At 73.4% G+C, this 24,866-nt stretch carries 23 protein-coding genes and 1 tRNA gene; 10 read left to right on the top strand and 14 right to left on the bottom strand.

The genetic code is table 11. The features are described 5' to 3' along the window. Positions 1–7: 7 nt before the first annotated feature. Entirely contained in the window at positions 8–487 is a 480-nt protein-coding gene (locus ACFVXK_RS20890) for a RidA family protein (RefSeq protein ID WP_389613760.1), read from the top strand. A gap of 3 nt (positions 488–490) precedes the next feature. Here ACFVXK_RS20890 and ACFVXK_RS20885 read toward each other — a convergent pair whose 3' ends face one another. Then, positions 491–1,699, bottom strand: a complete 1,209-nt coding sequence (locus ACFVXK_RS20885) for a cytochrome P450 (protein ID WP_389613758.1) — start codon at positions 1,697–1,699, stop codon at positions 491–493. Between the two features lie 112 nt (positions 1,700–1,811). Next, complete coding sequence (locus ACFVXK_RS20880) at positions 1,812–3,197, bottom strand: FAD-dependent oxidoreductase (RefSeq protein WP_389613756.1); 1,386 nt, start codon at positions 3,195–3,197, stop codon at positions 1,812–1,814. A 126-nt stretch (positions 3,198–3,323) separates the two neighbouring features. Between ACFVXK_RS20880 and ACFVXK_RS20875 the strand changes: the two genes are divergently transcribed. Then, positions 3,324–3,686 carry an ArsR/SmtB family transcription factor gene (locus tag ACFVXK_RS20875; RefSeq protein ID WP_389613754.1) on the top strand — a complete coding sequence of 121 codons (363 nt, stop codon included), beginning with the start codon at positions 3,324–3,326 and terminating at the stop codon, positions 3,684–3,686. A gap of 31 nt (positions 3,687–3,717) precedes the next feature. Here ACFVXK_RS20875 and ACFVXK_RS20870 read toward each other — a convergent pair whose 3' ends face one another. From ACFVXK_RS20870 to ACFVXK_RS20860, 3 genes are all read right to left on the bottom strand, one after another. Further along, entirely contained in the window at positions 3,718–4,533 is an 816-nt protein-coding gene (locus ACFVXK_RS20870; protein WP_389613752.1) for a sulfite exporter TauE/SafE family protein, read from the bottom strand. 118 nt (positions 4,534–4,651) lie between these two features. Next, positions 4,652–5,437 carry an aquaporin gene (locus ACFVXK_RS20865; protein ID WP_389613750.1) on the bottom strand — a complete coding sequence of 262 codons (786 nt, stop codon included), beginning with the start codon at positions 5,435–5,437 and terminating at the stop codon, positions 4,652–4,654. An 18-nt stretch (positions 5,438–5,455) separates the two neighbouring features. Continuing rightward, entirely contained in the window at positions 5,456–5,770 is a 315-nt protein-coding gene (locus tag ACFVXK_RS20860) for an ArsR/SmtB family transcription factor (protein WP_389613748.1), read from the bottom strand. A 63-nt stretch (positions 5,771–5,833) separates the two neighbouring features. Here ACFVXK_RS20860 and ACFVXK_RS20855 point away from each other — a divergent pair, with 63 nt between their 5' ends. Continuing rightward, positions 5,834–6,250, top strand: coding sequence for an arsenate reductase ArsC (locus tag ACFVXK_RS20855; RefSeq protein WP_389613746.1), 417 nt, complete (start codon positions 5,834–5,836; stop codon positions 6,248–6,250). Between the two features lie 114 nt (positions 6,251–6,364). Further along, positions 6,365–6,440: transfer RNA gene (locus ACFVXK_RS20850), tRNA-Arg, on the top strand. A gap of 50 nt (positions 6,441–6,490) precedes the next feature. Here the strand turns inward: ACFVXK_RS20850 and ACFVXK_RS20845 are convergent. The 5 genes from ACFVXK_RS20845 to ACFVXK_RS20825 all read right to left on the bottom strand — a co-directional run bounded on the left by ACFVXK_RS20845 (position 6,491) and on the right by ACFVXK_RS20825 (position 13,297). Continuing rightward, positions 6,491–6,946: a hypothetical protein gene (locus tag ACFVXK_RS20845; protein ID WP_389613744.1), complete on the bottom strand. Its 456-nt coding sequence runs from the start codon at positions 6,944–6,946 to the stop codon at positions 6,491–6,493. Positions 6,947–7,155: 209 nt separating this feature from the next. Next, positions 7,156–7,803, bottom strand: a complete 648-nt coding sequence (locus ACFVXK_RS20840) for a sortase domain-bontaining protein (RefSeq protein WP_389613742.1) — start codon at positions 7,801–7,803, stop codon at positions 7,156–7,158. A 148-nt stretch (positions 7,804–7,951) separates the two neighbouring features. Beyond that, the gene (locus ACFVXK_RS20835; RefSeq protein WP_389613739.1) at positions 7,952–8,173 is read right to left on the bottom strand and encodes a hypothetical protein; all 222 of its coding nucleotides are present in this window, start codon (positions 8,171–8,173) and stop codon (positions 7,952–7,954) included. Positions 8,174–8,282: 109 nt separating this feature from the next. Further along, positions 8,283–10,112, bottom strand: a complete 1,830-nt coding sequence (locus ACFVXK_RS20830) for an MFS transporter (RefSeq protein WP_389613737.1) — start codon at positions 10,110–10,112, stop codon at positions 8,283–8,285. Between the two features lie 110 nt (positions 10,113–10,222). After that, positions 10,223–13,297 (bottom strand): hypothetical protein, encoded by a 3,075-nt coding sequence (locus ACFVXK_RS20825; RefSeq protein WP_389613735.1) that lies wholly within the window; start codon positions 13,295–13,297, stop codon positions 10,223–10,225. Positions 13,298–13,575: 278 nt separating this feature from the next. Here ACFVXK_RS20825 and ACFVXK_RS20820 point away from each other — a divergent pair, with 278 nt between their 5' ends. The 3 genes from ACFVXK_RS20820 (at position 13,576) to ACFVXK_RS20810 (ending at position 15,890) form a co-directional block, all read left to right on the top strand. Further along, a complete protein-coding gene (locus ACFVXK_RS20820; protein WP_389613733.1) occupies positions 13,576–14,316 on the top strand; it encodes a GPP34 family phosphoprotein in 741 nt (246 codons plus the stop codon). 287 nt (positions 14,317–14,603) lie between these two features. Further along, a complete protein-coding gene (locus tag ACFVXK_RS20815) occupies positions 14,604–15,488 on the top strand; it encodes a helix-turn-helix domain-containing protein (protein ID WP_389613731.1) in 885 nt (294 codons plus the stop codon). 198 nt (positions 15,489–15,686) lie between these two features. After that, a complete protein-coding gene (locus ACFVXK_RS20810) occupies positions 15,687–15,890 on the top strand; it encodes a DUF397 domain-containing protein (protein WP_079427802.1) in 204 nt (67 codons plus the stop codon). A gap of 121 nt (positions 15,891–16,011) precedes the next feature. Here ACFVXK_RS20810 and ACFVXK_RS20805 read toward each other — a convergent pair whose 3' ends face one another. Continuing rightward, a complete protein-coding gene (locus tag ACFVXK_RS20805) occupies positions 16,012–16,875 on the bottom strand; it encodes a hypothetical protein (protein WP_389613729.1) in 864 nt (287 codons plus the stop codon). A 128-nt stretch (positions 16,876–17,003) separates the two neighbouring features. Here ACFVXK_RS20805 and ACFVXK_RS20800 point away from each other — a divergent pair, with 128 nt between their 5' ends. Next, positions 17,004–18,203 (top strand): PLP-dependent aminotransferase family protein, encoded by a 1,200-nt coding sequence (locus ACFVXK_RS20800; RefSeq protein WP_389613727.1) that lies wholly within the window; start codon positions 17,004–17,006, stop codon positions 18,201–18,203. A 13-nt stretch (positions 18,204–18,216) separates the two neighbouring features. Here ACFVXK_RS20800 and ACFVXK_RS20795 read toward each other — a convergent pair whose 3' ends face one another. After that, positions 18,217–18,696, bottom strand: a complete 480-nt coding sequence (locus ACFVXK_RS20795; RefSeq protein ID WP_389613725.1) for a hypothetical protein — start codon at positions 18,694–18,696, stop codon at positions 18,217–18,219. 463 nt (positions 18,697–19,159) lie between these two features. After that, entirely contained in the window at positions 19,160–20,893 is a 1,734-nt protein-coding gene (locus ACFVXK_RS20790) for an AMP-dependent synthetase/ligase (protein ID WP_389613723.1), read from the bottom strand. A 123-nt stretch (positions 20,894–21,016) separates the two neighbouring features. Here ACFVXK_RS20790 and ACFVXK_RS20785 point away from each other — a divergent pair, with 123 nt between their 5' ends. Together ACFVXK_RS20785 and ACFVXK_RS20780 are read left to right on the top strand one after the other, a co-directional pair. Then, entirely contained in the window at positions 21,017–22,030 is a 1,014-nt protein-coding gene (locus ACFVXK_RS20785) for an AraC family transcriptional regulator (protein WP_389613721.1), read from the top strand. A 134-nt stretch (positions 22,031–22,164) separates the two neighbouring features. Further along, positions 22,165–23,325, top strand: a complete 1,161-nt coding sequence (locus tag ACFVXK_RS20780; protein ID WP_389613719.1) for a lipase family protein — start codon at positions 22,165–22,167, stop codon at positions 23,323–23,325. A gap of 28 nt (positions 23,326–23,353) precedes the next feature. On the opposite strand, the gene ACFVXK_RS20775 is transcribed toward ACFVXK_RS20780, so the two are convergent. Then, positions 23,354–24,866, bottom strand: a 1,513-nt coding sequence (locus tag ACFVXK_RS20775; protein WP_389613717.1) for an alpha/beta hydrolase, incomplete at its 5' end; no start/stop codon positions are given.

Genomic DNA, 24,866 nt, shown 5'->3' with positions numbered 1-24,866 from the left:
CGTGCCCATGAACGCGACCCCCGAAGAACGCCTGGCGGCCGCCGGGCTGAAGCTGCCGCCGGTCGCCCCGCCCGTCGCCGTGTACGTGCCGGCGGTGGTCAGCGGCCACTACGTGTACACCTCCGGCCAGCTGCCCATGGTGGACGGGGCGCTGCCGCGCACCGGGAAGGTGGGCGGCGAGGTCACCCCGGAGCAGGCCGCCGAACTGGCCCGGCAGTGCGCGCTGAACGCCCTCGCCGCCGTGGCCTCGGTGGCCGGGGACCTGTCCGCCGTGAAACGGGTGGTCAAGGTGGTCGGCTTCGTCGCCTCCACCCCTGACTTCACCGGCCAGCCGGGCGTGGTCAACGGCGCGAGCGAACTGCTGGGCACCGCCTTCGGCGACGCGGGCATCCACGCGCGCAGCGCGGTCGGGGTGGCCGTACTGCCGCTGGACGCCCCGGTGGAGGTCGAACTCACCGTGGAGCTCCACACCCCGATCGGGGTCTGAGGTTCAGGCGGTGACGGGCAGCGCGCGCAGCGCACGGAACCTGAACGTGGTGCTCCACTCCAGCTCCGCCGCGGGCACCGCCGGCCGCAGCCCGGGCAGCCGTCGCAGCAGGGTCTCCAGGGCGAGCGTGACCTGCGTACGGGCCAGCGGCGCGCCCAGGCAGTAGTGCACGCCGTGCCCGAGGGCCAGGTGGGCCTTGTCGGCCCGGCCGATGTCGAAGCGGTCCGGGTCGGGGTAGCGGGCCGGGTCCCGGTGGGCGGAGGCGATCGAGAACAGCACCGTGTCGCCCACGGGGATCCGTACGCCGCCGATCTCGACCGGCTCGGTCGGGAAGCGGCGGATGGCGGTGTGGTTGGGGACCGCGTACCGGAAGAGTTCCTCCACGGCGTCCGCCAGCAGCTCCGGGCGCTCCAGGAGCCCGGTCGGCTCCGCCCCGTGCGTCAGGAGGGTGAGCAGGCCGCCGCTGATCAGGTGCTGGACGTTCTCGCTGCCGGCCATGAGGATCAGGAAGGCGAGGGAGACCAGCTCGTCCTCGCTGAGGCGGTCGCCGGAGTCACGGGCGGCGATCAGCCCCGACAGGATGTCGTCGCCCGGGGCGGCGCGCCGCGCCGCGACGAGTTCCACCAGGTAGCCGTGGACGCTGCGCACCGCGCCGACGAGCTCCTCGGCGCTGCCGGGCAGGAGCATCGACCCGATCCACCCGGCGAACCGCCCGTACTCCTCCTGCGGCACGGCCAGCAGGTCCCCGATGACCTTCAGCGGCAGCGGCCGGGCGAACTCGGCGACCACGTCGGCGGTCCCCTCCGCCTCCAGCCGCGCCACGAGCCGGTCCGCGAAGGTGTCGACCGCCGCCTGGATCGCCGTGCGCATCCCCTCGACGTGCCGGGGCGTGAACCCCTGCGCCACCAGGCGGCGCAGCCGCAGGTGGTCCTCGGGGCCGATGTTGAGCAGGTTCGCGTCCAGCGCGGGGGGCAGCGAGAACCCCTTGAACCCGCCCCGGGAGTGCCGCTTGTCGACGGAGAACCTGCTGTCGGCGAGCCCCGCGCGCACGTCGGCCTCGTGCGTCACGAGCCACACGGGCGCCCCGTCGGGCAGCGCGACCCGGTGCACGGACCCCTCGGCGCGCAGCTTCGCGTACACGGCGTAGGGGTCCGCCGCGAAGTCCTCCCCGAACGGCTGCGGCAGCACGGCGGCTTCGACGGCTTCGGTCATGGTTCTCCCCCTATAGGTACGGCACATCCCCTGCCCCGATTATGCGGGCGCGCCCCCGGCGCCATGATCCCGGGCGGCGGGCGAGCCGACCTCCGCGACGGCCCGGCGGTGGCTAGCCGCAGGAGGACGCCGGGGCCGTGCCGAGGGGGATCGGCTGCGGTGCGGGGGCGCAGCAGCCGCCGCCTTCGGGCGTCTGGTCGGTGTCCGGCTGGTCGAAGAGGCCTGCCCCGCCGCAGACCCCGGTCTCGGGCAGGACGAGTTCGACGCGTTCGGCGGATGCGCGGTCGCCGGCGATGGCGGCGACCACGGAGCGGACCTGCTCGTAGCCGGTGAGGGCGAGGAAGGTCGGGGCTCGGCCGTAGGACTTCATGCCGACGAGGTAGACGCCCTGTTCGGGGTGGGAGAGCTCCTTGACGCCGTGGGGGTAGACGGTGCCGCAGGAGTGCTGGTTGGGGTCGATGAGCGGGGCGAGTTCGAGGGGGGCCTGGAGGCGCTCGTCGAGGCCGAGGCGGAGCTCGTCGAGGAAGGTGAGGTCGGGGCGGAAGCCGGTCAGGACGACGACCTCGTCGACCGCCTCCAGGCGGCGGCCGTCCTCGGCGACCAGCACGACCCGCTCGCCGTCGCGTTCGACGGCCTCGGTGCGGAAGCCGGTGACGGCGTCGGCGTGGCCGTCGTCGACGGCTGCCTTGGCGGCGAGGCCGAGGGCGCCGCGGGCGGGGAGCTGGTCGGCGGTGCCGCCGCCGAAGGTGGAGCCGGAGATGCCGCGGCGCAGGATCCACGTGGTGTGCGTGCCCGCGCCGTCGGCCGACTTCGCGAGGTCGGCGAGCGAGGCGAGGGCGGTGAACGCGGAGGCGCCGGAGCCGATGACGGCGGTGCGCTTGCCGGCGTACCGGGCACGGAGGGCGGGGTCGTTCAGGTCGGGGACCCGGTAGGAGATCCGGTCGGCCGCCGCCCGCTCGCCGAGGGCGGGAAGACCGTCGCCGCCCGCGGGGCTCGGGACGGCCCAGGTGCCGGAGGCGTCGATCACGGCGCGGGCGAGGATCTTCTCCTCGCGGCCGTCGGCGTGGGTGACGTGGACGGTGAAGGGCTGCGCCTCGCGGTCGGCGTCGACGATCCGGTCGCGGCCGGTGCGGGAGACGCCGCTGACGGTGGCGCCGAGGCGGACCTTGTCGCCGAGGGCGTCGGCGAGCGGCTGGAGGTACTGCCCGGCCCAGTCACCGCCGGTCGGGTAGGTCTTGGGGTCGGGCTTGACCCAGCCGGTGGGGGCCAGCAGCTTCTCGGCGGCGGGGTCGGTGACCTCGTCCCAGGTGGAGAAGAGTCGTACGTGCGCCCACTCGCGCACCGCCGCGCCCGCCTGCGCGCCGGCCTCCAGGACCAGCGGCTGAAGGCCGCGGTCGGTGAGGTGGGCGGCTGCGGCCAGGCCGGCGGGGCCGGCTCCGATGACCACGACGGGCAGCTGCTCGATGGCGGTGGCGCTGGCGCTGGCGGTGGCGTTCATGACGGCCCCTTGCTTCGACGTTTATCGATCTCCTACGGCCCCAGCATGCACCCGGGATCGACAAACGTCAACATAGACACGCATCGATATCGCGACTCCTGCTTCGACGTGTGTCAACATAGACGTATGTCGAATGCGAAGGTGTCGCCGCCGCTGGAACCCGAGGTCGCGCCGTGCTGCCCGCCGCTGGCCGAGCGTCGGCTGACGGCCGAGGAGGCCGAGCGGACCGCGGTCATGTTCAAGGCGCTGGGTGACCCCGTACGGCTGCGGCTGTTCTCGGCCGTGGCCTCGCACGAGGGCGGCGAGGCGTGCGTGTGCGACATCTCCGACGTCGGCGTGTCCCAGCCCACCGTGTCGCACCACCTGAAGAAGCTGAAGGACGCCGGGCTGCTGTCCTCCGAGCGACGCGGCACGTGGGTGTACTACCGGGTCGAGCCCGCCGTGCTCGCCGCGATGGGGCAGCTGCTGACCAGAGCCGCGGGCGCTTGAGGGTCGACGTCCAAGTGAGGCGTGTGCCGCCTCAGTCGTGGCGGGCGAGTTTGAACGCGGAGACGAGCAGGATCACCGCCAGGGCGGGGATGAGGACCAACTCCGGGAAGACGCCGAGGAGGAGTCCGCCCAGCACGGCGCCGGCGACGGAGCCCGCGGCCAGGGTGGCGGTGAAGCGGAGGTTGGCGCCGAGGACGGCGAAGCTGCCGTCGCGGCTGTAGCGGGCGAAGGCGACCAGCATGGTGGGCAGGGAGACGAGCAGGGACAGGCTCCCGGCGGTCTTGATGCCCTCGCCGAACAGCAGCACGATCGTGGGGATCAGCAGCTCTCCGCCGGCCACTCCCATGATCGCGGCGACGACGCCGATGCCGAACCCGGCGACGGCTCCCGCGGGGATCCGGGCCGCCAGGGGCAGGTCGAGGGTGTCCAGGGTGGTGGTGTGGGTGAGAACCAGGGCCGCCGCCATGAGGACCATGAGGACGGCCAGGACCTTGTAGAGGGTGGTGCTGCGCATGCGGACCGCCCAGCTCGCCCCGGCCCACGCTCCGAGCAGGCTGCCGGCCAGCAGGTTGAGCGCGACGGGCCAGCGTGCGGCGATCTCGGCAACCGGGACCGCCGCGAGGCGGGCGGGCAGCGCGACCAGGACCACGACCAGGCTCATCGCCTTGTTCAGGATGACCGCGGAGAGCGCGGCGAACCCGAAGAGGCCGATCAGCAGCGGCAGGCGGAACTCCGCACCGCCCAGCCCGATCATCCCACCCAGCACGCCGATCGCCGCTCCCGCGCCGAACACCACGGCTGCCGGGTGCGCCGGTCGGAGGGCGGAAAGGGCCGGCGGCGTGCTCATGACCGGCATCCTCGCCGGTGGCCCGCTGCGCCGCTACCCGGAGCGGGCTTCTTCAGGACAACGCACCGGGGGCCTCCCGGGGGTTCGTCCGGTCCTCCGACACGGCCGCCGGGCCGCGTCATGCGGCGGGCTGCCCGCTTTCGGTCTGGCCCCGCATGAAGACGACCGCGACCAGGGCCAGCCCCACGGCCGCGCCGAGGAGCTGCATGCCGACGAACGCCGGGACCGAGCCCGGGGCGATGCCCGCGAACGTGTCGGTGAAGGCGCGGCCGATCGTCACCGCCGGGTTCGCGAAGGACGTGGAGGAGGTGAACCAGTAGGCGGCGCCGATGTACGAGGCGACCGCGACGGGCGCGAAGCGAAGGCGGTCCGTGCGCGCGAGCCCGAAGATCAGCAGGATCAGCCCCGCGGTCGCCACGACCTCGCCGAGCAGGAGGTTGCCCGCCGAGCGGTCGTGCGTGGACCACTTCACCAGCGGCTCCCCGAACATCGCGTCCGCCAGCACCGCGCCGACGATCGCGCCGGCGGTCTGGGAGGGCACGTAGACGGCGAGCTCCCGCCCACCGACTCCGGCGCCGCCGCGCCGGGCGGTCCACCACTCGGCCAGCGTGACCGCCGGGTTGAAGTGGGCGCCGGAGACGGGGCCCAGGAGGGCGATCAGGACGCCGAGGCCGAAGACGGTGGCGGTGGAGTTCGCCAGCAGCTGCAGCGCGATGTCGTCGGTGAGCTTCGTGGCCTGGATGCCCGAGCCGACCACGATCGCGACGAGGCCGGCCGTGCCGACGAACTCGGCCGCGGCCCGGGCGATCAGCGGGATATGGGGTGGGGTGGCGCCGGGCGCGGGCTGCGGCACCGTGCCGGCGGTGGCCGGGGCGTCGCTCGCGGCGGGCTCGGTGGTGGTCACGGGCTGGATCTCCTCGGGTCAGGGGCAGGAGCGCTTGGAGTTCGCCTCGGCGGTCAGGCGCGCGCTCCGCGCAAGGGCGGCGAACCGGCCGGCGAGCTGCTCGATGGCGTCCGGACGCAGGCGGTAGTAGGTGAACCGCCCACAGGGCTCGGTGTCCACGAGCCCGGCCTCGCGCAGCACTCTCAGATGGTTGGAGAGGTTGGTCTGCTTGGCTCCGGTCTCTTCCACGAGGTGTGTGGTGCACAGGGTCTCGCGGGCGAGGAGGGTGACGATCTGGAGCCGGAGGGGGTCTGCCAGCACCCGGATCAGATCAGTGTCGGCTGACGTCATCATGGCCTGATACTCTCACATCACCCTACGCTGATATCAGCCAAGGCTGATCCATGGAGGAAACCGATGACCGCTCCGCTCGCCTCCGTGCTGTTCGTCTGCATCCACAACGCCGGCCGCTCGCAGATGGCCGCCGGGTTCCTGCGCCACCTCGCCGGCGACCGCGTCGAGGTCCGCTCCGCCGGCTCCGTGCCCGGCGACCGGATCAACCCCTCCGCCGTCGCCGCCATGGCGGAGCTGGGCATCGACATCTCGGACCAGACCCCGAAGGTCCTCACCCCCGAGGCCGCCCAGGCGTCCGACTACATCATCACCATGGGCTGCGGCGACGCCTGCCCCTACTTCCCGGGCAAGACCTACCTCGACTGGCAGCTTGAGGACCCCGCCGGCCAGGGCGTCGAGGCCGTCCGCCCCATCCGCGACGAGATCAGGACCCTCATCGAGGACCTCGTCACCGAGATCGACGCGAGGCGCAAGGCATAGCGGCGGGCCGCCTCCCGATGGCCGCGGAGAGCAGCACCGGTTCGCCCGAGAACTGAGCCGCGACGCCCCATGCCGATCCGCTACGCTGTCCCTGGGCTGCCCTCGCGGCAGCACGCCTTCGTAGCTCAGGGGATAGAGCACCGCTCTCCTAAAGCGGGTGTCGCAGGTTCGAATCCTGCCGGGGGCACCATGGGAAACGGCCCGGAGCGATCGCGCTCCGGGCCGTTCGTGTAGGCACGATCAGCTGCTCTTGGTCATCGGGACCCAGAAGCTGTCTCTCGAGCCGGAGTTGTAATCGGTGCTGTCCCACGCCCTCAGGTGGGTGCTGTCCTGAAGGTGGAGCTGTATTACTTCGCTCGCGTTGTTCCACCGGTACTGGAAGAACCGGAAATTCGGTCCTCCGCCGCCTTCCAGTGTCTTCGTGCCCCAGCTGCAGATCTTCGACGCGTCGTCCTGGCAGGTCGACCAGGCGGTCGCGGTGAGCTGACAGTCCTCTCCGGGCCGCACATCGATGCGTTTCAGTCGACTGTCGGATGAACGCCACTTTCCCACGAAGTCGTTCGCCGCGCACGAGGCCGATGCGTGGTGCGCCGAGGCGAGGGTGAGGGCGACCGAGAAGGGCAGTGCCAGGACGGCTGCCACGAGCAGGGTGATGAGCCGGCGCAGAGGACCGCCGGCGGATGAGACGTGTGTCATCGCGCACCTCCGGTGGCGGGCGGCCGCACGGGGCGTCACGCACGTGCGCCTTTGTGGTAGCGCCGTTTCCGTTTGCCCGCCGGTTATTCCAGACCAGCACCATCCGGATCTGATCGCAAATCAAAAGCCGTATTTCGCGCACCATTCAACGGTGAACGCGCTCCAATGTGGACCGGTCAATGAGTTTTAATGCGGGGGATTTTTCGGTGTCAGGCGACCAGGTCCGCATAGAAGATCACGTTGTTGGTGCGGTGGCCGTTCTCGATTTCTCCTCCGCAGGTCAGGAGGCGGAGCTCCGGGCGGGGGGTGTCCGTGTAGACCTTGGCGGTCGGGAAGTCCTTCTTGGCGACGTCCTCGATCTCGCGGATCTTGAACTTCGCCGTGCGGCCGTCCTCGCGGGGGACCTCGATCAGGTCGCCCAGTCCGATCTTCGCGACGTGCTCCATCAGGGCCGGGCCGTGCTTCGTGTCGAAGTGGGCGACGAGGACGGCGGCGCCCTTCTCGCCCGGGGACGCGCCGTCGGTCCACCAGCCCGGGGTGGCGGCCTCCGTGTCGGGATCGGGGACGTTCAGCTCGCCGGTGGCGGGGTCGGTCTTGAGGTCGAGCATCCGCTCGGCGTCCACCCCGGCCGCGTCGATCCTCATGCCGGTGGGGCGGGAGCGCCCCAGGGCGGGGGCCGTGTCCGGGGCCGGGGGTGCGGCGGTGGCGGCGACCCGCGGGGCCGGCGGCAGCTTCGTCGCGGAGGCGGTGCCGCAGGCCGTGAGGGCGAGGGCGGCGGCCGTGAGGGTCAGCGCGGCGGCGGCCAGGGTGCGGGGGACCGGGGCCGCGGCGGGAGTGGTGGGGGTGGTGGGGGGCATGCGGGTGACGCTACGAGGGGCACGTCCGGGGCGTGCGTCGGCTGCGTAACGGTCGGCCGGAGAGTGGCGGGCGGGTGTGTAAAGAGGCGGGTGCGGTGTGTGTAAAGAGCCCTCCCGGGGGTGGGAGGGCTGCTCGGAGGGGGCACCGTCAGCTGAGGCCCCTGCTGCGTTCGCCGATGCGGTCGCCCTGGGGGGTGCCGGACCGTTTGAGGGCCGCCTTGGTGTGCGCGCCGCCCTTCACCTTGGTGTGGAGGGGGCCGTCGAAGCCGTGGCCGGGGCCGTGGCCCTGTGCGCGACGCGCCTGCAGTCCGAGCCGCTCCACCGCCTTCGCGACCGCGGCCTGCACGTCCTGCTTCTGCTCTTTGCTCATCCCGTCGTCAACTCCTTCGGGAAGCATCCGATCGAACTACTGGGATCGTATGCAGATATGCGGACCTATGCACCCGGGTGGGGCGGAATCCGGGTAAAGGATCCGCCCCTCACGGCCTGCCCGATGTACCGCTGACGGTGCTCAGGAGTTCCTCCGGGCAGGGCGTCCCCCGCGGGAGCTGGTACTTCGCCGCGATCCGGTACTCCCCCGGCGCCGGGACCAGGAGCTCCGTCCACACGTCCCCCTCGCCGTCCCGGGCCGCCTTGAACAGGCACCCGGCGGTGTTCGCGTACTCCTTCGGCGCCTTCGACCCCGCCACGCCCCGCGCCTTGGACTCCGGGGTCTCCTGCGGGGGCGCCACGGCCTTGCCCGCGCCGTCCACCAGGCCCAGCCACGGCGAGTGCGGGATCCGCACCAGCACCCGGCCGGGCGCCGAGACGTCGAGGACCAGCTGGTCCGCGCCCGCCCGGACCACCTTCGCCGGACCGGTCACCAGGCTCGTGGGGGCCTCCACCTGGAACAGCCGCCAGTTCTCGTCGCCCCAGATCTGCCGCAGGTACGGCAGCCCGCCGCGCAGCAGCTCGGCCTCGTCCTTACCGCCCGAGTCGGGCTTGTCGGCGGGCAGCACCACGTAGTGCACCGCCCAGCGCTCCAGCCAGCCCCGGTAGTTCTCGGCGGTGAGGGTGTCGTCGTAGAACAGCGGGTTGCGCTCCAGGTCGGCCTGCCGGTTCCAGCCCCGCGCGAGGTTCACGTACGCCGGGAAGGCCGAGGACTCGCGGTGGCTGCTGGCCGGGACCACCTCCACCCGGCCCCGGTCGGCGCCGGCCTTCTGCAGCTGGTCGATCAGCGGGGCCAGCTCGCGGTTCCAGGCGGCCACCGGGGTGGTGCGGATGATGTCGGTGATGCTGTTGGTGGTGATCCAGACGTTGATGCCGACGAACGCCAGCAGCACGGCGTACCGGAGCCGGGTGCGCGGGAGCGTGTGCGCGACGGCCGCGAGGAGGACCGCCCCGCCGAAGAGCATGACCATGCGGGTGGCGTTCGAGCCGATCTGGGAGTCGATCACCCAGGTCAGGAACACCCCGAGGGCGTACACGGCGCCGGAGATCCGGACCGTCTTCCACGCCTTCGGCACGAGGAAGGCTATGGCGAGGCCGAAGACGAACGGCAGCCAGGCCGAGCCGATCTTCATCGGCTGCGTCCCGGAGAACGGGAACAGCCAGGCCGACAGCCCGACCACCGCCACCGGGGCCAGCCCCAGCGCGTACGCGCCCGGCCGCCGCCCGCTCAGGAACAGCGCGGCCGCGACCACCCCGAGGAACAGCCCCGCCACCGGGCTCGCGGCGGTCGCCAGCCCGGCCAGCAGCGCGGCGACGACGGCCTTGGCCCAGCGCCGCCGGGCCCACTTGCGGGGCCAGCAGAAGACGGCGGCGACGGCCCCCAGCGCGAAGAGGGTGCCGAGCCCGAAGGTGACGCGGCCGGAGAGGGCGTTGCAGAACAGCCCGTAGACCCCGGCCAGCGCCGGCCACAGGGGGCGCCGGACGGCGCCCCGGCAGCGGGTCAGGACCAGGGCGAGCAGGGCCGCCGACGCGGTCCCCGCGATCATCATCGTGGTCCGGACGCCGAGCACGTGCATGACGTACGGCGACACCACGCTGTACGAGACCGGGTGCATCCCCCCGTACCAGGCGAGGTTGTACGCCGTGTCCGGGTGCCGGCCGACGAACTCCGCCCACGCGTCCTGCGCGGCCAGGTCCCCGCCGCTGTTGGCGAAGCAGAAGAACCAGACGACGTGCAGGACGGCCGCCACGGCGGCGGCCACCACCGCCGGATGGCGGTGCGCCCAGCCCAGGGCGCCGCCCGCCGCCTCCCCGGCGGCCGGATGCCGTCTCTGTTCGGGTACCCGGCGTCCGGGCTTGTGCTGTTCTGCTGTGGTCACGACCGACGCTCTCTTCCCGGCACGGCACACCCGTCCCGTCCCGGCTCCCTTGACGCGCCACGGCGCCCCGGGGTTGTGCCCGGGGCGCCGCGCCGCTCCGCCGACCCGTATCAGCCGATACGGGTCAGCTTGCTGCCGATGCCCGGCGCGGCCAGCTCCGACTGGAGCGCCACCGGCACCTTCACCTGACTGGCCCCCTCGCCGACGGTCAGCACGCCGACCGCCGTACCGGCCTTCGCCGACCCGGGGATCTTGGTACCGCCGTCGCCGAGCTTGATGTCGACGGTCAGCGAGGACCAGCCGACCGCCTGCACGTCGGCGGTGGCGACGACCTTGGTCCGGCCGCCCACGCCGTCGTCCACGTACCCGACGACGTCGCCCTTCTTCACGACCGGAGCGCCCTCCAGGGACTTCTGGGTGGCGACGAGGAGGTTCTTGCTCACCGCGACGACCGTGTCGATGATCGGCGGCTTGTGCTGGCCGAGGACCGCGCCGACGATCAGCTGGTTGGTGTCGCCGACCTTCTTGTAGGCGGCGAAGAGGAGGTTGCCGCCGGCCTTGGTCGTCGTACCGGTCTTGATGCCGAGGGACTCGTTGTACGGCACCAGGCTGTTCCAGTTCCGCCAGGGCTTGCCGGTCTGGTCGGTCCAGGAGGGCTTGCGGGTGATGTCCGTCAGGGCGTCGATCTCGACGATCTTCAGACCCAGCTTGACCTGGTCCTCGGCGGTGCTGACGGTGGTCGCGTCCAGGCCCGAGGGGTCGGTGTAGGTCGTGTTCGTCATGCCGAGCTGCTTGGCGGTGTCGTTCATCTTCTTGACGAACGCCTCCTGGGAGCCGGAGTCCCAGCGGGCCAGCAGCCGCGCGATGTTGTTGGCCGACGGGATCATGAGGGCGGCGATCGCGTCGTACTCGGAGATCTTGTCGCCCTCCTTGACCGTGTTGAGGGTGGACTCGTTGTCCGACTTGTCCTTCTGGCCCTCGGTCTCGGCGGTCTTGTCGACGTCGATCATCGCGCCCTTCTCCCCCTTCTTGAAGGGGTGGTCGCGCATGATGATGTACGCCGTCATCGACTTGGTGACACTGGCGATCGGCACGGGCTTCTGCTCGCCGGACGAGCCGATCGTGCCGAGGCCTGCGGCGGCCATGGAGGCCTGGCCCTCGGTGGGCCAGGGCAGGGCGGGCGCCCCGCCGGGGAAGCTGTACTGGGAGTTCGCCGTCAGCACGAGCTTGGGCGCGGGCAGCGGGCGCACCAGCTGCACGACGGCCAGGATGACGGCCAGCAGCAGCACGATCGGCGCGTAGATCTTGACCCTCCGCACCACCGTCCGCATCGGGCTGGGCGGCGGGGGCGGGTTGTTGGTGAGGTCCGCCAGCATGTCGAGCGGCGGGCGGGGCGGCAGCGGCTGCTGGGTGGTGCGCTCGCTGGGGTCCAGCCGCCGCACGGTGGGGGCGGCGGCCGGGTCGGGCTTCGGGGCGGCGGGCGGCGGCGCCTGGTCGCCCAGCGGCACGAACCGGCTGACCCGCGCCTCGGGGGCCGGGGCGCCCTTCGGCGCGGGCGCGTCCTTGCCGGGGGCCGCGGGGGCGGTGCCCGGCTTGACGGCACGGAAGACGGCGGTGCGCTCGGAGTCCTCGGCGGACTTGCCGGAGTCGGCTTCCGCCGGGGTGGAGGCGGGCTTGACCCTGCCAAAGACGGCCGTCCGCTCGTCCGACCCGGCGGCGCGGGGGTCCTGCCCGGCGGGCTTGCCGGAGTCGGCTTCCGCCGGGGTGGGGGCGGGCTTGACCTTGCCGAAGACGGCCGTCCGTTCGTCCGACCCGGAGGACGCGGCGGCGCGGGGGTCCTGCCCGGCGGGCTTGCCGGAGTCGGCGGGCTTGCCGGTGGCAGAGCCGACCGGCTTGCCGGAGTCGGTGGAGTCGGCCGGCTTGTCCGAGTCGGCTTCCGCCGGGGCGGAGGCAGGCTTGACCCTGCCGAAGACGGCCGTGCGCGCGTCGGACCCGGAGGAGTCGGCGGCGCCCCGGTCCTGCCCGGCGGGCTTGCCGGAGTCGGCGGGCTTGCCGGTGGCAGAGCCGACCGGCCTGCCGGAGTCGGCGGACGCGCCGGACGCGGAGTCGGCCGGGTTGCCGGAGTCGGCTTCCGGCGGGGTGGGGGCGGGCTTGGCCTTGGCGGAGACGGCCGTGCGCTCGTCGGGCCCGGCGGCGCGGGGGTCCTGCCTGGCGGGCTTGCCGGGCTCGGCCGGGGCGGGATTGCGGGTGGGGTCCGCCGGGCGGGTGCCCGGCTTGACGGTGCGGAAGACGGCCGTACGCTCCGACGGCTCGGCCGCCTCGTCCGAACCCGGCTCCACGGCGCGGAAGGCCGGCTCCCCGGTGGCACGCGGGTCCCGTGCGGCGGACTCCGCCGGGGCGGAACCGGGCTTGACGGCACGGAAGACCGCCGTGCGCTCGTCGGACCCCTTCGCGGACTCCGCCGGGGCCGAACCCGGCTTGACCGTACGGAAGACCGCCGTGCGCTCGGAGGGCTCGGCGGGGTCGGTGGTCCGCCGGGCACCGGAAGCGGAACCCGGCTCGGCGGACGCCGACCGGTCCGCGTCGGCGCCCTTCGCGGAGTCGGCCGCAGCGGAACCCGGCTCGGCGGACTCCGGCCGGTCCGCCACCGGGGCCCGGTCGGCGCGGCCGGAAGCGGAGTCCCGGCCGGGGGCCGGCTCGGGCTGGTCGTCCTGCGGTGCGGGGTCCGAGGTCACAACGCCGAAGGCGGTGGTACGCGTGCCCCCGCCGGACTTCCCGGCACCGGCCGAAGCAGAACCGGAACCGGAACCTGACCCGGCGTCGGCCTCCCGCGCGGAGTCGGCCGGGGCGGAACCGGGCCTGACGGCGCGGAAGACGGCGGTGCGCTCGGAGCCGGCCGCGCCCGCACCGGACGGCTTCCCGCCGTCACCCTCGGAGCCGGAACCGGAGTCGGAACCGGAGTCGGAACCAGAGGCCTCGGCGGCCTCCTCGGCGCGCCCGGAAGCGGAATCCCGGCCGGCCGTCTCGGACCGCGCCGCCGCCGAGCCGGCGCCCACCCGTCCGGGCGACCGCTCGGCCTCGTCCTCGGCCTCGTCCCCGTCCGCGCCGGAACCCCGGCCCGCCGCACCGTCCGCAACCGCACGGGCCGCCACGGCGTCCTTCACGGGAACGCGGGGCTGGAACACCGAGACCCTCGGGTCCTGATCCCCGGCCCCTGAGGACTTCGCCGCCCCCGACGCTCCTTCACTAACCGACTTGTCGGGGGACTCGCCCGCCACCGTTCCTCCTCGATCGCCGTCCGGCCACTGTCCGAACCGTCTAACAGTGTCCCGTCTAGGGGGCCTCGCCCACCCGCTAGACGAGAACGACATAGCTACTGGTTCCCCCACAAAGCGAGCAGGCGCTCTCGACAGATGAATGTGAGAGGCGTCACCCTGTCACTCATCCACGCGGGGAGGCATGGATGGGCAGGAGCCGCAGAACAATTCCGGAGGAGCTTCTGCTGCTCGCTTTGGACCCGGCCACGGGTACCACGGCGCAGCCGCAGTCGCTCGACCTCGGCCTGGCCGGGGCACAGCTAGTGGAGCTGGCTCTGGCAGGACGGATAGCCCCTGACGGGGATCGTATCGCCGTGGTGATGCCACGGCCGACAGGAGATCCGACTCTGGACTCCGCACTGGAACTGCTGCGCAGGCGCGGCAGCCCGGTACGGGCGGTCCACTGGATCGGCGGACCCCGGCTGGGGCTCCGTCAGATCTACCTCGCGCACCTGGAGCGCTGCGGCATGGTGCATGCCGTCGCGGGACAGATGTGCGGGGTACTGCCGACGACTCGCTACCAGGCGACGGACACGGCCATCAGCCGGGAGATCCGTGCCCGGCTCGACAGTGCGATCCGCACCGGCGTACCGCCGGACCCGCGGACCGCGGCGCTCGCCGCACTGGCCCACGCGGTCGGACTCGGCAAGCACCTGTACCCCGGCAACGAGGGGCGGTCGTCCAGGTCCCGGCTGCGGGACCTGATCAGGCACGACCCGATGGGCGGTCTCGTGGCGCACGCCGTCATGGACGTCCAGAACGGCGTGGCCGCACAGCCGCGCCGCGAGCGCGCCGCGGCACCGCAGCCGGCCGCCCGGGCCACGGCGGGCGGCGTGCCGCTCCAGCCGCGCCGGACGGGCGCGATGGCCCGCGCGGCCGCGCACTGAAACACCGTGCACGCACCACCGCACGGCCCGCGACACCCCTAGGTCCACCAGCGGGAAAACGATCCACCTCCGCGACCGTCCGTCCCCCCAGAGACGCGGTGCGGGAGCCCCGGCACGCGGGGCGGCGGGGCCGGCCCACCGGCCCCCCCCCCCCCCCCGGTCTGTTTTTCCACGCCGTTCCCCAGCGGCACCGCACCCTTCGGTGGCAGTCTGCTGAACATCAGACACGCAGAGAGACAGCTACAGCTACACCTACAGCTACCGAAGAAGGCGGAGGTGCCGATCCCGTGGCGTCCAATGTCAATCCCACCGTCCGACGCCGCCGACTGGGCATGGAGTTGCGCAAGCTCCGCGAGGACAAGGGCATGACGGCCGAGCAGGTCGCCGAGCGCCTCCTCGTCTCCCAGTCGAAGATCAGCCGGCTGGAGAACGGCCGCCGTTCCATCAGCCAGCGCGACGTCCGCGACCTGTGCGAGGTGTACGAGGTCGAGGACCCGCGGCTGGTGGACTCGCTCATGCAGATGGCCAAGGACTCCCGCCAGCAGGGCTGGTGGCACGCCTTCGGCGACATCCCGTACAGCGTCTACATCGGACTGGAGACCGACGCGGCCAGCCTGCGCACGTACGAGCCCCAGATGGTCCCGGGCCTGCTCCAGACCCCCGAGTACGCCCAGGCGCTGATCCGCGGCGCGCTGCCGGAGACGGCGCCCGCCGACGTGGAGAAGCGCGTCCAGGTCCGGATGCACCGCCAGAAGCGGCTGTCCGAGACGGACAACAACAACGCGGAGGTCGGGCCGCTGCGGCTGTGGGCGGTGATCGACGAGGCGGTGCTGCGCCGGCACGTGGGCGATCCCCGGTTGATGATCCGGCAGCTGCAGTTCCTGATAGAGCAGTCGCACCAGCCGTACATCACCGTGCAGGTGATGCCGTTCACGATGGGCGCCCATCCCGGGGTGAACGGCCAGTACGCGATTCTGGAATTCCCGGACGCCTCGGACTCGACGGTGGTCTACATCGAGGGCGTCACGAGCGATTTGTACCTGGAGAAGGCGAACGACGTTCAGAAATACAGCGTGATGTACGAGCACCTGAGGGCCCAGGCCCTCAATGTGGAACAGACCCGGCAGTTCATCTCCGAGGTCATCGACCACTACGCGGCCCTGGACAAGTAGGGAGGTGGCAGGGGGTCCGGCACGGTACACCGTCGGTCCCCGGCCACAAAAGACCTGACCGGAATATGCCACCCGGTCGAGTGAATGCCTCCTTCGCCCATCGGGAGGTGCCGGTAGCGTCGATCGCGTCGGCCCGGGGAATGGCGCCGGCACTCAGCCGGGAACTCCCGGAACCACTCTCTGAACCGGAGAAGAACCATGGGCATTCGTCAGGGCGGCACCGAGAACTGGACCAAGTCCTCCTACTCCGGCGGGAACGGCGCCTGCGTCGAGGTCAAGTCCCCCGTCACCGAGGCGATCGCGGTCCGTGACTCCAAGGTGCAGGACGGCCCGTCGATCACCTTCGCCCCCGGCTCCTGGACCTCCTTCGTGACCGGCGTCGTCGAGGACCGGCTCGTCTGAGCACCTCGGCACGCACCCCTGACTGGAGCCCTCTCGACCGGCACGCCGTCCTGGCCGAGGGGGCTCGGCCATGTCCGCGCACGGACGCGCGGCCGGCCCCCTCTCCGCCCGGGGGCCGGGGTCAGCGCAGCCGGTCCACGTACCGGTCGGTCCCCGGCACCGTCGGCACGAACGGCGCCACCAGCTCCACCCGCCCCAGCCCCGACTCCGCGACCTCGGCGTCCAGCCCCTGGAAGCGCTCCCAGCAGCCGCGCGGATCGGCCTCCAGGAACCACAGCAGGGTCAGGCGGGTGTCGACCCCCTCGACCTGCTTGACGTAGGTCATCCGGTCGCCCGGCAGCGGCGTCGGCCGGAAGACGGTGACCATCGCCGCCGGTGAACCGTCCAGCCGGCGCGGCAGGGCCCGGGAGCGCAGCCACTCCAGCAGCTCGGCGCGCCGCTCGGGGCCCTCGGCGTCGACGACCTGGAGGACCAGCCCGGCGTACGGGTGGTCCAGGGCGTGGAAGTCGCGGGGGCCCGCGGCCCCGTCGCGGTAGACGGTGGCCTCGTGGTCCTGGAAGGCCGTGAAGACGTGCGTGCGGTCCTGGTAGACGCGGGCGTCGCGGTTCAGGCGCTTGTTGATGCCGACGGTCCACTTCATGTGCTCGTCGTAGCGGCCCTCGGTCACCCAGTACGTCGACAGGTAGCAGCCGGCCGTCACCGGCTGGGCCACCGCCGACTTCTCCGGGTAGCGCAGCTCCTGGAGGTCGCGGGTGGCCACCCAGCGGCGGCCCGCGTACATCCAGGGCATGGCCATCGCGCCCGCGTAGTAGTGGTCGTCCTCGTACCAGCGGTTGTACGCGTACTCGTGGCCCGGGTGCGGTTCGACCATGGTGATCAGCGCGTGGCCGGGGCGGACCCCGTACGGGCCGACGGCCGCGAGTTCCGCGTAGTCCCCGGCCCGGGTGTCCTGCGGCCCCCGCTCCTGCTCTTGTCTGCTCGTCATGACACCGGTGTAGCTGATGCACCGTCAGTTCGCGAGGGTGCGAACGCTGTTCACCCATCGAAATGGTAGGTGCAGCCTGCATCCTTCCTGGCTAGGCTCACGATCACCCGCCACCCGAAGGAGCCCCCATGCCCCCCGCCGGTCCCGCTCCCCTGCCCGCCTTCGCCTCCCGCGCCCGCGCCGTGGGCGGTTCCCCCGTCCGGGAGATCCTCGCGCTCACCGAACGGCCGGGGGTGATCTCCTTCGCCGGCGGACTGCCCGCCCCCGAACTCTTCGACACCGCCGGGCTGCGCGCCGCCTACGACAGCGCCCTCGCCGGGGTCTCCTCCGCCGCCCGCGCCCTGCAGTACTCCACCACCGAGGGCGCCCCGGAGCTGCGCGCGGCCGTCGCCGCCCGGGCGGGGGCGCGCGGCCTGCCGACCACGCCGGACGACCTCCTGATCACCACCGGCTCCCAGCAGGCGCTGACCCTGATCGCCGCCACCCTCGTGGAGCCCGGCGACACCGTCCTCGTGGAGAACCCCACCTACCTGGCGGCCCTGCAGTGCTTCGGGATGGCCGGGGCCCGCGTCATACCCGTCCCCTGCGACGAGCAGGGCCTGCTCCCCGACGCCCTCGCCGAGATCACCGCCCGCGAGCGCCCCAAGCTGCTCTACACCGTCCCCACCTTCCAGAACCCCACCGGCCGCACCCTGCCCGGGGAGCGCCGCGCGGAGGTGGCGCGCGTCGCGGCCCGGCTCGGGCTGTGGCTGGTGGAGGACGACCCGTACGGGGACCTGCGCTACGAGGGCGCGCACGAGCCGTGGCTCGCGGCCCACCCGGGCGCCGAGGACCGCACCGCCCTGATCGGCAGCTTCTCCAAGGTCATGGCCCCGGGCCTGCGCCTGGGCTGGCTGCGCGCACCGGCCGACCTGCGTCGGGCGGCGGTGGTCGCCAAGCAGGCGGCCGACCTGCACACCTCGACGGTGGACCAGCTGGCCGCCGCCCACTACCTGGCCGCGAACGACCTCGACGCCCACGTCACCCGGGTCCGCGAGGCCTACCGCACCCGGCGCGACGCCCTCCTGGCGGCACTCGGCGCGGCCCTGCCCCCGGGCTCGGAGTGGAACCGCCCCCAGGGCGGCATGTTCGTCTGGGCCCGCCTCCCGGAGGGCCACGACGCGACGGCCCTGCTGAAGTCGGCCGTGGCCCACGACGTCGCGTACGTCCCCGGCGCCCCCTTCTTCACCGGCACCCCCGACCCCCGCACCCTGCGCCTGTCCTTCACGACGCACACCCCGGTGGAGATCGGCGTGGGCCTGGACCGGCTGGGGGCGGCACTGGGGTAGGGGGCGGGGGCGGCTACTGCTCCTCGTAGCGGGGCAGGCCGTCCGTGGAGATCGTCCACTGGGCGATCGTCACGTCCTCCCCGTAGAGGAAGTCCCGCCGGGTCGCGTAGCGGGGGCCGTCAGGGGTCTGGTGGATGTCCGACATGACGGCCCCCGTGCCGGTGCGGGGGTCGAAGACGGCGTAGACGGGGACCCCGAGGAGCGGGACGGGGGCCGGGTCTGGTGCTGGGTTCGGGGTGGGCTCCGGGGGCGGGGTCGCTCGTGGTGGGTCCGGGGGGTGCGTCGGGGTGGCGGATGCGGGGACGTTGTAGGCGAGGGTGCGGGTGACGACCTGGCCGGCCGGGAGGCGGAGGCGGGTTCGGCTCAGGTAGCCCGCCTGTTCCAGTTCGTTCAGCGCGCGGCCGATGCGGAACCCGCTCTCGGGGAAGCGGTCGGCGAGGGCGCGGATGGTGACCGGGGCGCCCTCGGGGAGCGACTGGATGTGGACGGCCACCCCGATCGCCAGCAGCGACAGGTGCGGGTGCTGGGCGAGCCGGTTGGCAACGACCGTGAAGTCACGCGTCAGGGCGACTTTCGCGTGCGTGACTCCGGAAAGGCCACCGGATCGGGCGGTTCGAGCCGGAAGGCGGGGCGGCGCGGGCGTGCCCGCGTTAGGCTGCTGGAAGGCCATCGGGAAGGGTTTGCTTCCTCTTGGATCAGGCCCTCGGCTGGGATTCGCTGTCCCGCCGGGGGCCGTCTCATGTCTGGGGTTGTGGCGTGAGCATATGCCCGGCAACCACTTCCGGATCCAGCCGTGTTGGGATGGTTCACCCGTCCGAGCGACTGCGGTCCGGGCGGGGAGGCTGGTGGGGTTGGTTTGGTTTTTTCCCCCGGTTCTTTGGTCTTTTGACGTGCGGGGCGACCGTCCGGCGGGTCGCCGTGTCGTAGGTTTCCGGGCCTCGGTTCGAACGGATGAACTAGGCGTAGAGGGCCTCGATTTCGGCCGCGTAGCGGGCCTCCACCGCCGGGCGGCGGAGTTTGAGGGTGGGGGTCAAGGTGCCCGCCTCGACCGAGAGTTCCTCCGTCAGGACGTGGAAGGCGCGGATGCGGGCCGGGCGGGAGACGGTGGCGTTGGCGGCGGTTACGGCGTGGTCGAGGTGGGCGCGCAGGGCCGGGTGGGTGGTCGGGGCGGGGCCGAGGTCCAGGGATTCGCGGGCCGCCCAGGCGGCGAGTTCCGCCGTGTCCAGGGCGAGCAGGGCCACCGGGTGCGGGCGGCGGTCGCCGATCAGCACCGCCCGGGCGACGAGCGGGGAGGCCTGCTGGACGGCGAACTCCACCTCGGTCGGGGTGATGTTCTTGCCGGCCGAGGTGATGATCAGCTCCTTCTTGCGGCCGGTGATGGAGAGGAAGCCGTCGGCGTCGAGGGCGCCCAGGTCGCCGGTGTGCAGCCAGCCGTCCGCGTCCAGGGCCTCCGCCGTCGCGGCGGGGTTCGCGTGGTAGCCGGGGAAGACCATCGGGCCCCGGGCCAGCACCTCCCCGTCCCCGGCGATGCGCACCTCGCAGCCCGCCAGGGGCCGGCCGACCGTGCCGGGGCGGGCCGCGCCGGGGTGGTTGAGGCTGATCGCCCCGCCCGACTCGGTCATCCCGTAGCCCTCGAACACCCGGATCCCGCAGGCCCGCAGGAAGTCCAGGGTGGCCGGGGCGATGGGGGCCCCGCCGGTCAGGGCCCACCGCAGCCGGCCCCCGAAGGCCTCCCGCACCGGGGCGTAGAGGGAACGTTCCGCCTCCTCGTACGCCGGGCGGGACCCGGCCGGGAGGCGGCCCTCCGCAGCCAGCACCCCGAGCCGTACCGCCTCCTCGAACCGCTCCCGGCCTCCCTCGGCCCCCTCCGCCAGCGCCAGCACCACCGAGTGGACCTTCTCGAACAGCCGGGGGACGGAGGGCAGGTGCGTGGGCCGGGCCTGCGCCAGCTCGGACAGCACGTCCTCGACCCGGCCCCCGAAGTAGCAGAGCTCACCGCCCTCCAGCAGGGTGGTGAACTGGATGAGCTGGGCCAGCAGATGGGCCAGCGGCAGGTACAGGTACGTGGAGTCCCCCGGCCCGCCCTCGACCAGCGGGAGGGTGGCGTCCTGGACGGCGCCGAGGTTGCCGTGGGTCAGCCGGCAGCCCTTCGGCGGGCCGGTCGTGCCCGAGGTGTAGACGATCGCGGCGTCGGCTCCGGGGGTCACGGAGGCGGCCCGCGCGGCGAGTTCGGACTCCGGGACCCGCGTACGCGGCTGCTCGTCCATCGTCACGACCGCCCGCAGCGCCGGCAGCTCCGGCCGCAGCGCCTCCACCCGGGCCGCCTGCGCGGCGTCCTCGCAGACGGCCGCCACCGCCCCGGAGTCGGCCAGCACCCAGGCCAGCTCCTCCTCCCCCGCCGTCGGGTACACCGGCACCAGCACGGCGCCGGCCGCCAGCACGCCGAAGTGCGTGTACGTCCACTCCGGCCGGGTCTCCGCGAGCACCGCCACCCGCTCCCCGGGCCCGACCCCCAGCCCCAGCAGCCCGCAGCCCACCTCCCGTACGGACGCGGCGAGTCCGGCGTACGTCCGGGTCTCCCAGCCGTCCCGGCCGTCCGGCGCGCGGAACCTGAGCGCCGTCAGCGGCCCGTACCGCTCCTCGGTCCACTGGGTGAAGACCGCCAGTGTCTCCGGCCGACCACCGTCCATCGCTCGCCCTCCCGGGTACGGGTACAGATGACCTCCGATGGTGGGCGCCCGGGGCGCCCCGGCGGCATGACCGGAAGCGTCACTACCGCTGACCCCGGCGCTCACGGGGGCTACCGTCGGAGCATGGGGAGGCGGACGGTCGGCGTGCACCACGTGCGCGCGGTGCTCGCGGGCGCGCGGCAGGGCGGCGTGGACCTCGTACCGCTGCTGCAGGAGGCGCAGATCCCGCCGCTGCTGCTGGGCGACGACCGGGCACGGGTGACGCCCGCGCAGTTCGCGCGGCTGTTCCGGGCGCTGTACCGGACCACGCGGGACGAGTTCCTGGGCCTGGCGGCGGTGTCCAGCAGGCCCGGGACCTTCGCGATGATGTGCTACGCCTGCGTCGGCTGCCGGGACCTGGGCGCGGCCGTGGAGCGGGCCGCCGCCTTCTACGGGCTCTTTCCGGGCGGGCCCGAGCTGGCCCTCGAAGTGGAGGGCGGCCAGGCCCGGTTCACGGTGCGCCGGGAGCTCGGGCACGGGGACGGGGAGCGGTTCCTCTCGGAGTGCGTGCTGGCGATCTGGCACCGGCTCAGCAGCTGGATGGTGGGCCGGCGCATCCCCCTGACCGGGGCCTCGTTCGCCTATCCGGCGCCGCCGCACCGGGAGGAGTACGCGGCGCTGTTCGACTGCCCGGTGCGGTTCGGGGCCGAGCGGACGGCCGCCGCGTTCGACGCGCACTGGCTGTCCGCCCCGCTGGTGCGCGACGAGCCCGCGCTGGAGGCGATGCTCCGCCGGGCCCCGTTCGACCTGCTCTCGCGCCCCGAGTACGGGACCACGGTCGCCGAACAGGTGCGCCGCTCCCTGGTCCGGGGGCTGCACGGAGCGCCGGGGCTGCCGGGGCTCGGGGAGGTCGCGGCCCGCCTGGCGGTCTCCCCGGCGACGCTGCGGCGCCGGCTCCAGCAGGAGGGCACCTCCTTCCAGCGGCTGAAAGACCAGGTCAGGCGGGACGCGGCGATCGCGGGCCTGGCGGAGGGCGGCGAGCCGATCGCGGAACTCGCGGCCCGCCTGGGCTTCTCCGAGGACACGGCCTTCCACCGCGCCTTCCGCCGCTGGACGGGCACGACACCGGGCGCCTACCGGATCGCCTCCGGCGGGTAGGGCCGACGGCCGCACCCGGGCGGGTGGTGTGAGGGGCGGTCAGCAAAGGTGAGCTGCGCGGTCAGCGACATGCCGACCGGTCGGTCACTACGGTCGCCTCACCTACCCCCACACGGACGTCGGGAGATCCCCCCATGCGTTTGCGAAGCTCCGCCCTGGCCGCCGCCGTCGCCGCCCTGGTCCTGTCGGCCTGGGTGCCGGCCGCCGCCGCACAGGGGGCCGAGGAAGGCGCCGCCGCCCGGCCCGGCGACATCGTCGACAGCGCCCCGTCCGCCTTTCACCCGCTGCCCGGCCAGCCGACCGGCACCCGGGCGTGGAAGGTCCACTACCGCTCGACCACCGCCGACGGCGCCCCGAACGTGGTCTCGGGCACCGTCATCGTCCCGCAGGACGGCCGCACCGGGCCGCGCCCGCTCGTCACGTACGCCGTCGGGACGGTCGGCCTGGGCGACTCCTGCGCGCCGAGCAACAACCTCCCGAACGGCACCTCCGCCGAGGCCAACCTCATCCAGCAGCTGACCCTGCGCGGCTGGGCGGTGGTGGTCACCGACTACGAGGGCCTCGGCACCCCGGGCCTGCACACCTACACCGTCGGCCCGTCGGCCGGGCACGCCGTCCTGGACGCCGCCCGGGCCGCGATCCGGCTGCCGGAGGCGGGGCTGGGGGCGGACACCCCGGTCGGGATCATGGGGTACTCCCAGGGCGGGCAGGCCAGCAGCTGGGCCGCCGAGCTGCAGGGGTCGTACGCGCCGGAGCTGAAGGTCAAGGGCACGGCGACGGGCGGGGTCCCGGCGGACCTGATGAAGGTGGCGGCGTTCAACAACGGCTCCTACGGCTCCGGGCTGATCTTCATGGCGGCGGCCGGGCAGGACGCGGCCTTCCCCGAACTGAAGCTTGACTCCTACCTCAACCCGGCGGGCCGGGCCCTGGTCGAGGGGATGAAGGAGAACTGCGTGGCGATCGACGCCATCGCCGGCTCCTTCAAGCGGATCTCCGACCTCACCACCCGCGACCCGCTCGCCCAGCCCGACTGGCAGGCCCGGCTGGACCAGAGCCGGCTCGGCCGGACGGCCCCGGCGGCGCCGGTGCTCCAGTACCACGCGCTGGGCGACGAGCTGATCCCGTACGCGGTGGGGCGGCAGCTGCGGACGGACTGGTGTGCGCGCGGCGCCGACCTGCAGTTCGACACCATCCTGCTCGGCGAGCACGTCAGCGGGGTGATCACCCACTCCCCGGCGGCCGCGAACTGGCTGGCCGACCGCTTCGCGGGCCGCACCACGCACCCCGACTGCTGAGCCCTCTCGCCGTGCCTGCCCCGCCGGTTCACTCGCCGGCGGGGCAGGCGCGCGTTCCGGCGGGGAGGCGGCCGTCGATCAGGAACCCGTCCGCGTAGCCGCGTACGCAGGCGGAGGAGGGGTAGCCGGTGTGCCCGTCGCCCTTGTGGTCGACGACGACCGCCGATCCGAGGCGCCGGGCGGTCTCCTCCGTCCACTCGTACGGGGTGGCCGGGTCGCCCCGGGTGCCGACGAGGAGCATGCGCGGGGCGCCGGGGTGGTCGATGCGGCGGATGAAGCCGGTGCCGGCGGGGCGTCCGTAGCAGGACAGCAGGGTCATCAGCTGGCGCGGGCCGAAGATCTCGGACACCTCGCGGAACCGTGGGCTCAGCTCGCCGATCTCCCTGGCGATCGTCACCGGGTCGGCCTTGTCGTCGCCCCGGTCGGGGTCGTCGGCGCAGTTCACGGCGGTGAGGGCGGCGGTGGCGTTGTCGGCGGGCACCTGGGAGGGGGTGCCGGCGGGGGCCGTGGCGGGGGGTGCGGTCAGCCGTTCGAGGCCGGTGGGGTCGTCGTGTTCCTCGGCCCGGGCGAGGGCCTCGGCCAGGTCGGGCCAGGAGGTCTTCGCGTAGAGGGCCTCGCCGATGGCGAGGACGGCGTCGTCGCCGGTGAAGGGGGCGCCGCCGGTACCGGTCAGGGGGTGTTCGTCGAGGCGGGCGACGAGGGCGGCGGCCTTCTCCTTGGCGGTACGGGTGTTGGTGCCGTAGACGCAGTGGTCCTGGTGGGCGCACCAGGTCAGGAAGTTGTCGAGGGCGCGCTGCTGGCCGCGCGCGGAGGCGAGGGCCTGCTCGGTGAGGGGCTCGGTGAGGGTGTCGACCCCGTCGAGCACCATGCGGCCGGTGTTCTTCGGGTAGAGGGCGGCGTACACGGCGCCGAGGCGGGTGCCGTAGGAGAAGCCGAGGTAGTTCAGCTTCTTCTCGCCGAGGGCGCGGCGGATGTCGTCCAGGTCGTGGGCGACGTGGACGGTGCCGATGTACGGGAGGACGCGGCCGGAGTGCCGCTCGCAGCGGCGGACCTCGGCGCGCAGGGCCGCCAGCTGGGTGGCGGGGTCGGTGGCGTCGGTGGTGTCGGCGGTGTCGGCGGTTTCGGCTTGCGCGCCGCCGCAGGAGACGGGGTCGCTGAGGCCGACTCCGCGCGGGTCGAAGGCGACCAGGTCGTAGCGTTCGTTGAGCTTGGCGAAGAGGGCGGGGTCGGCGGCGAGGGAGGCGATCCCGGGGGCGCCGGGGCCGCCGTAGTTCAGCAGGAGGGACCCGAGGCGGCGGTGGCCGGTGGCCGGGAGCTCGGCGAGCGCCACGTGGGTGGTGCCCTTGGCGGGGTGGTCGTGGTCGAGGGGGACGGCCAGCGTGGCACACCGCATGCCGTCCGGCACGGGCTTCTCGGGGCAGTCACCCCACCGTATTCCGGGGGCGGCCCCCATGTCCCGCCCGGCGGCGGGGGCGCCTTTGGCTGCGCCTGCGGGGGCGGTGGCGCCTGCGGCTGCGGCTGCCGGGGCGGTCGCGCCTGCG

Source organism: Streptomyces sp. NPDC058157 (assembly GCF_042884105.1).
GTDB lineage: Bacteria > Actinomycetota > Actinomycetes > Streptomycetales > Streptomycetaceae > Streptomyces.
The sequence above is the reverse complement of the archived record's forward strand: the minus strand, read 5'-3'. Positions and strand labels throughout refer to the sequence as shown.